We start from the raw sequence: 6,927 nt of genomic DNA, 5'->3' as shown, positions 1-6,927 counted from the left end.
CCATTTCTATCCCATTCTTGCCTACAATCCCCCCAACTCCCCCCCGGGGGGGGGCGGCCGCCCCCGGCCCCGGCGCGGCCCCGGGGGCCCCCCCCCCCGCCCACGGCTGTGTCGCGGGCGATCAGCCCTTGATGTACGGCTTGCCGTCGGCAGCCGGCGCCCGGACCCGGCCGACCAGTCCGGCCACGGCCAGGATCGTCGCCAGGTACGGCAGCATCGCCAGGAACTGGCTCGGGATGCTGCTGCCGATCGCGCCCAGGTAGGTGGCGAGCTGGTCGGCGAAGCCGAAGAAGAGCGCCGCCAGCAGCGCGCCGGTCGGGCTCCACCGGCCGAAGATCAACGCGGCCAGGGCGATGAAGCCCTTACCGCCGATCATGTTCTTGGTGAAGGAGTAGAGCGCCAGGGTGTACGAGGCACCACCCACACCGGCCACCAGACCGGCCATGAGCACGTTGCGGTAGCGCAGCCGCAGCACCTTCACGCCCAGCGTGTCGGCGGCGGTCGGGTGCTCACCCACCGACCGGGTCCGCAGGCCCCACCGGGTACGGAACAGGGCGAAGTGGATGACCAGCACCAGCAGCAGGCCGAGGTAGAGGAAGATGTTGCCCCGGAACAGCGCCGGACCGATCAGCGGGATGTCCTTGAGCAGCGGGATCTCCCAGTTGCTGAACCGCGGCGCGCTGTTGTACTTCGTCGCGTCGGTCTGCATCAGCCGCTCGTAGAGGAAGCCGGTGACACCGACCGCCAGCAGGTTGAGCACGATGCCCATGACCACCTGGTCGACCAGGTAGCGGATGGCGAACACGGCGAGCAGCAGGGAGATCAGGGCACCGCCGATCGCGGCGGCGACCAGGCCGACCCAGACGCTGCCGGAGATGCTGCCGAAGAGCGCGCCGGAGAAGGCGCCCATCAGCAGCTGGCCCTCGATGGCCACGTTCACCACACCGGACCGCTCGCAGAGCACGCCGGCCAGCGCGCCGAAGATCAGCGGCAGGGCCAGGATGAAGGTGCCCCGGACGATGTTCACCAGCGGCATGAAGTTGCGGCCGTCGGGGGCCGCCGAGACCTGCCAGCAGAGGAAGCTCAGCACGAAGCCGACCAGCCCGACCCCGAGCACCAGGGTGAACCAGCGCTTCGGCACGCCGGCGAGCAGCGCGGCGCCGGCCACTGCGGCGATGACCCCGAAGAGGATCGCGCCGACCGTGCCGTTGATCTCCAGCGCGGCGCCGCCCTCGGTCTCGCTGAGCGTGAAGCGGGCCTGCTGACCGGTGGCGAGCGCGCCGAACAGCACCGTCGCGAGCACGCCCAACGCCAGCAGGACGGCGCCGGTCTTGCGGGCGCGCGTCCAGAAGCCCTCGTCGACCGTGGTCACGGCGACCTCGGGGACAGCGGTGGTGGACATGCTCACCAGCCCTTCGCGAGGCTCGTCTGCAACCGGGCCGCGCGGGCGGCCCGGAGCTGGAAGATCGCCTTCACCAGAGCCGGTGCGGCGATGAAGATGACGATGAGCGCCTGGAGCACGGTGACCAGCTCCAGCGAGATCCCGGAGTACGACTGCATCCGGTTGCCGCCGGCCTGGAGGGCGCCGAACAGCAGCGCGGCCAGCAGCACGCCCCACGGCTTCACCCGGCCGAGCAGGGCGACCAGGATGCCGTCGAACCCGATCTGCGCGATCACCAGCGGGGTCAGCGCGTTCGCGGTCGACCCGAGCACCATCTGGCTGCCGCCGAGGCCGGCCAGCAGGCCCGAGATCGCCATCACCAGCACGTACGTCTTGGCGACGCTGATGCCGGCGGTCCGGGCGGCGTCCGGGTTCTCGCCGACCGCGCGGAACTCGAAGCCGAGCGTCGAGCGGTTGAGCAGCCAGGCGACGAACCAGGTGACCAGCACGGCGAGCAGGATGCCGGCGTGCACCCGCAGGTTGTCGCCGAGCAGCCGGGGCAGCTGGGCGGACGACTCGACCGGCTTGCTGATCGCGTCCGACCGGTTCGGGTTCTGCACCCCGCTCTGCACGATGATCCAGGACAGGAAGTAGACCGCCACGTAGTTGAGCATGATCGTGTTGATCACCTCGTGGGCACCGGTCCGCGCCTTGAGGATGCCGGGGATGAAGCCCCAGAGCGCACCGCCGGCCGCGCCGGCGATCAGCGCGACGAGCAGGTGCACCCCGGGCGGCAGCGGCAGCGCGAAGCCGACGAGGGCGGAGAGGATGACACCGATCGTCGCCTGGCCCTGGGAGCCGATGTTGAACAGGCCGCCCCGGAAGGCGAGCGCCACCGACAGGCCGGTGAAGACCAGCGGCGCGGCGTACGTCAGCGTCTCCGAGATCGGGCTGAGCGCGGCGGTGAAGCCGGTCGCCTGCGGGTCGAAGATCGCGCCCTTGAACAGGTTCGCGTACGCCTCGCTGACCACCGTCCAGCTGGAGTTGATCGCGTCCGACGGCCGGGCGGTGATGTAGCTGTAGGTGGCCAGCACCTCCGGGTCGGAGACGACGATCAGCACCGCGCCGACCAGCAGCGCCAGCAGCACGGCCAGCACGGTGACGGTGACCGTGTTGGCCGCCCAGAGGTTCTCCAGGAACAGCCGGCCCAGCGACGGGCGGCGCTCCTGGGCCGCCGGCTGCGCGGTGGCGGTGGCGGTGGCGGGGACCATGCGCTCGGTGTCGCCGGCGGGCGTGGCGGGGGTCGCCCGGGCCTCGCTGCGCGCCTCCTGCGCCTCGGTCGCCGGCTCCTTGTCCGGGGAGCCCGACACCGGGTTCGGGTTCGTCATGCCTCGTCCTCGTTGCCAGGGCCCTCGGGGGCCGGGGCCGCCGCGCCGGGCGTACCGGTGCCTCCGTCGGCCGGGGTCGTGGTGGCGGTGTCCGGGGTGATCCCGGCCATCAGCAGGCCGATCTCCTCGCGCGGGGTGTCCGGGCCGACCACGCCGATGATCCGGCCGCGGTACATCACGGCGATCCGGTCGGCCAGGCCGATGACCTCGTCCAGCTCGCTGGAGACCACCATCACGGCGGTGCCGATGTCCCGCTCGCGGATGATCCGGCTGTGGATGAACTCGATCGAGCCGACGTCCACACCGCGGGTGGGCTGGGCGGCGATGAAGAGCTTCAGCGGCCGGGACAGCTCCCGGGCCACGATCACCTTCTGCTGGTTACCGCCGGACAGGGTGCCGACCGCCGCGTCGGCCGAGGAGGTACGGACGTCGAACTGCTCGATCCGCTCCTTCGCCGACTTCGCGATGGCGTCCGGCTTGAGCGACAGGCCCTTGCCGAAGGGCGGCCGGTCGTAGATGTCCAGCACCAGGTTCTCCGCCACGGAGAACTCCTTGACCAGGCCGTCCACGCTGCGGTCCTCCGGCACGTAGCCGACCCCGGCGCGGAGCACCTTCTTGGTCGACCAGCCGTGCACGGCCTGGCCGTCCAGGGTGACCGTGCCGGCGAGCGTCGGCCGCAGGCCCATGATCGCCTCGATCAGCTCGGTCTGGCCGTTGCCCTGCACACCGGCGACGCCCAGCACCTCACCGGCGTGCACGGTCAGGTCGACCCCGTCGACCGCGCGTACCTGCCGGTCGTCGTCGACCACCAGGCCGGCGACCTCCAGGACCGGCTTGCCGGGGGTGGCCGCCTTCTTGTCGACGGTCAGCCGGACGCTGCGCCCCACCATCAGCGCGGCCAGCTCGTCCCGGCTCGCGGTCGGCGAGGCGGTGCCCACGGTCTTCCCGCGGCGGATCACGGTGATCCGGTCGGCGATCGCCTTCACCTCGCCCAGCTTGTGGGTGATGAACACGATCGACTTGCCGGCCTCCTTCAGCGACCGCATGACCGTGAGCAGCTCCTCGGTCTCCTGCGGCGTGAGCACGGCCGTCGGCTCGTCGAGGATCAGCAGATCGACGTCGCGGGTGAGGGCCTTGACGATCTCCACCCGCTGCTGGATGCCGACCGGCAGGTCCTCGATCACCGCGTCGGGGTCGACCCGGAGGTTGTACCGCTCGGAGACCTCGGCGACCTCGCGCCGGGCGCGCCGCCGGTCCAGCAGGCCGGTGAAGCCGCCCTTGACCTGCTCGGCGCCGAGCATGACGTTCTCGGCCACGGTGAAGACCGGCACCAGCATGAAGTGCTGGTGCACCATGCCGATTCCGGCCGCGATGGCGTCGGAGGGGCCCTTCAGCTTCAGCGGCCGGCCATCGACCAGGATCTCGCCCTCGTCGGGCTGGTAGAGCCCGTAGAGCACGTTCATCAGGGTCGACTTGCCGGCGCCGTTCTCGCCGAGCAGGGCATGGATCTCTCCAGGCTCCACCGTCAGGTCGATGTGGTCGTTGGCGACCAGGTCACCGAACCGTTTGGTGATGCCGCGCAGTTCGAGTCTCAGCGCAACCTCCTGGAGTGCGAGCGATGGTGCAGCGTAGCGGCTGCCCGCCGGCCACCGCGCCGGGTGGGGGTCAGTGGGGGATGAAGGTGGACCGGCCGCCCCGGCAGCGCGGAGGTGTCTCCCGCGTACGCCGAGGCGGCCGGTCGTCAGACCTGGTGCCCGCCGCCCGCCGCCGATGATTTCACCGGGGCGGCCGGCGGAGCGGTCACTTGGTCGGCTGGGCCTTCGAGGTGACCGTGATGGTGCCGGCGGCGATGTCCGCCTTGATCTTGTCGACCTCGGCCTTCAGGTCCGCCGGGACCTTGCTGTCGAAGTCGTGGTACGGGGCGATCGAGACGCCGTTGTTGGCCAGGGTGCCGACGAAGCCCGGCTTGGCCTGGAGCTTCTCGCCACCGGCGGCCTTGAGCACGGCCTCCTTGACGGCGTCCGGGATGTTCTTGACGACCGTGGTCACCAGCGCCGGGCAGTTCGGGGTGCTCTCGCAGCCGTCGACGTCCACCCAGACCACCGAGTACTTGCCGTTCGACGCCTGGGCGGCGGCGGTGGTGCCGAGGCCGGCGCCACCGGCGACCGGCATGATGATGTCCGCACCCTGGGCGACCAGCGCGTCGGAGACCTTCTTGCCCTCGTCCTGCTTGACGAAGTCGTTGGTGAAGGAGCCCTTCTGGGTGGCCTTGTCCCAGCCGAGGACCTGGACGTTCTTGCCCTTGGCCTTGTTGTAGTACGCCACGCCGTCGGCGAAGCCGTCCATGAAGATGGTCACCGGCGGGATCGGCAGGCCGCCGTAGGTGCCGACCTTGCCGGTCTTGCTCATCCCGGCGGCCAGGTAACCGGCCTGGAAGGCGGCCTGCGCGGTGTCGAACTGCATCGGGTAGATGTTGTCCAGACCCGGGTTGGAGTCGACGATGGCGAACTGCTGGTTCGGGTTCGCCTGGGCGGCCTTCTTGGTGGCGTCCGACATCAGACCGCCGACGGCCAGGATGAAGTCGCACTTCTGGTTGACGAACCCGGTCAGGTTGACCTCGTAGTCCGCCTCGGCCTTCGACTGGACGTTCTTGATGTCGATGTTGGCGTTCTCCGCCTTCGCCTCCTGCAGGCCCTTCCAGGCCGAGGTGTTGAAGGACTTGTCGTCGATGCCACCGACGTCGGTCACCATGCAGGCGCTGAACTTCTTGCCGCCGGTGCCGCCGGCGTTCTTGTCGTCCTTGGGGGCCTCGCCACAAGCGGCGGCACCCAGCACGAGGCCACCCGCCACGATCGCGGAGGCGATCCGCATCCCACGCACAGAGCGCAAGACGTCTCCTTCCCATTGCACACCGCGTCGTGCGCGGTGGCAGCCCTTGCGCCGGCCTGCGGTGTGCCGCCGGCGTCCCACGTTACGGACGGGAGCGTACGCCCGCGCCCACCCACCGGCCGACAATCGTGCACGACTGTTGAGCGTCCGTTACCCCTACGTAACCCTTGCGTGGGGCACGTCACTTTTCGTGCCGACAGCCCTCCGGAGAGGTGTCGCGAACGTCCGTTTTCCCGGGCGTCTCCCCTGCTCCCTCGGCTACCGCCAGAAGACCGCGACCGCCGCGTTGAGCAGGGTCAACCCGATGATCGCGAGGAAGTGACCGCGGTTCACCGACTCCCGCTTACGCGCGAAGAAGACCATGACGAAGATCAGCAGCGCGATTACCAACTTGGTAACAAGTTTCGCCGGCGCCGGCTCGTCGTCCGGGTCGCGCAGCGGGGCGGACAGCCCGAGCCCGGTGAGCACCTGGATGACCGCCCCCCAGAGCATGGCGGCGTTGATCCGCAGCCGGCCGCTGATGTACTGGGCGATCCCGCCGCCGAGCAGCAACGCGAACCCGATCAGGTGGACGTAGAGAAGTACCAGCCGAAGAGCTTCCATGGCGGCCATCCTCCCCTATCAACGACGGTTCGTAGTAGATGGGCCGCCGAGCTGCTGTCATACCGTGATCTTCGCCGATCGCTCCGTGACGGCCGACGGGTCGGCGGCCCGCGCCGAGGGGAACCGTCCGACCAGCACCAGCAGCAGCCCCAGCAGCGCGTATCCGGCCAGCACGGCGAGGGATCGGGCGGCGCCCGCCCCGTCGAAGAAGGCGGCCGACCGGAGCAGCGTGCCTCCGGCCCCGACCGGGAGGAACTGCCCGACCGTGCCCCACGGCTGCGGCAGCAGCTCGGGCGCGGCGGCGACCGCGGAGAGCGGGTTGCCGACCAGGAAGACCAGCAGCGCGCCGAGCCCGATGCCGGGCCTGCCGAACAGCGCCCCGAGGCCGGCGACCGTGCCGGCGGCGGCCAGCGCGAACAGACCCGTGGCTGCCGCCTCGCGCCACAGGTCGCCGTCCAGCACGCCGAGCCAGCCGTGCAGCACCGCGGCCCCGGCCAGGCCGGCGAGGACGGCGTACCCGAGCAGCCCGGCCAGCCGGGCGCCGCGGCGGGCGACCAGCAGGACGAGCAGCGAATCGACATCCAGGAGTTCATGATCGCGCCGATCGGCGCGCCCACCTTCCGGGACGCGCTCCGCTCCGGCGCGGAGGTCTACCACGCGCTGAAG

General features: G+C 70.6%; 6 protein-coding genes and 1 pseudogene. 1 reads left to right on the top strand and 6 read right to left on the bottom strand.

The features are described from left to right. Positions 1-121: 121 nt before the first annotated feature. The 6 genes from ACWEVO_RS25460 to ACWEVO_RS25435 form a co-directional block, all read right to left on the bottom strand. On the bottom strand, positions 122-1,402 hold the full coding sequence (locus ACWEVO_RS25460; RefSeq protein WP_452310035.1) for an ABC transporter permease: 1,281 nt from the start codon (positions 1,400-1,402) through the stop codon (positions 122-124). Between the two features lie 2 nt (positions 1,403-1,404). Further along, a complete protein-coding gene (locus ACWEVO_RS25455) occupies positions 1,405-2,769 on the bottom strand; it encodes an ABC transporter permease (protein ID WP_452310034.1) in 1,365 nt (454 codons plus the stop codon). Then, on the bottom strand, positions 2,766-4,304 hold the full coding sequence (locus tag ACWEVO_RS25450; protein ID WP_452310037.1) for an ABC transporter ATP-binding protein: 1,539 nt from the start codon (positions 4,302-4,304) through the stop codon (positions 2,766-2,768). The genes ACWEVO_RS25455 and ACWEVO_RS25450 overlap by 4 nt, the downstream gene beginning before the upstream one ends. Positions 4,305-4,569: 265 nt before the next feature. Further along, positions 4,570-5,640, bottom strand: coding sequence for a BMP family lipoprotein (locus ACWEVO_RS25445; protein ID WP_452310036.1), 1,071 nt, complete (start codon positions 5,638-5,640; stop codon positions 4,570-4,572). A gap of 276 nt (positions 5,641-5,916) precedes the next feature. After that, on the bottom strand, positions 5,917-6,261 hold the full coding sequence (locus ACWEVO_RS25440; protein WP_452310033.1) for a hypothetical protein: 345 nt from the start codon (positions 6,259-6,261) through the stop codon (positions 5,917-5,919). A gap of 57 nt (positions 6,262-6,318) precedes the next feature. Further along, entirely contained in the window at positions 6,319-6,744 is a 426-nt protein-coding gene (locus ACWEVO_RS25435) for a hypothetical protein (protein ID WP_452310032.1), read from the bottom strand. Between the two features lie 90 nt (positions 6,745-6,834). On the opposite strand from ACWEVO_RS25435, the pseudogene ACWEVO_RS25430 reads away from it, so the two are divergent. Next, a pseudogene (locus tag ACWEVO_RS25430) lies at positions 6,835-6,927 on the top strand (hypothetical protein); the annotation flags it as partial.

It is taken from the genome of Micromonospora sp. NPDC003776, assembly GCF_053605645.1.
Note: the sequence above shows the minus strand (reverse complement) of the source record. Positions and strands in the feature narration are given on the sequence as shown.

What these genes read in the sequence shown, in the direction of transcription:
- ACWEVO_RS25455 (WP_452310034.1), bottom strand. Translation starts at nt 2,769, where the DNA reads ATGACGAACCCGAACCCGGTGTCGGGCTCCCCGGACAAGGAGCCGGCG.
- ACWEVO_RS25440 (WP_452310033.1), bottom strand. Translation starts at nt 6,261, where the DNA reads ATGGAAGCTCTTCGGCTGGTACTTCTCTACGTCCACCTGATCGGGTTC.
- ACWEVO_RS25445 (WP_452310036.1), bottom strand. Translation starts at nt 5,640, where the DNA reads ATGCGGATCGCCTCCGCGATCGTGGCGGGTGGCCTCGTGCTGGGTGCC.
- ACWEVO_RS25460 (WP_452310035.1), bottom strand. Translation starts at nt 1,402, where the DNA reads ATGTCCACCACCGCTGTCCCCGAGGTCGCCGTGACCACGGTCGACGAG.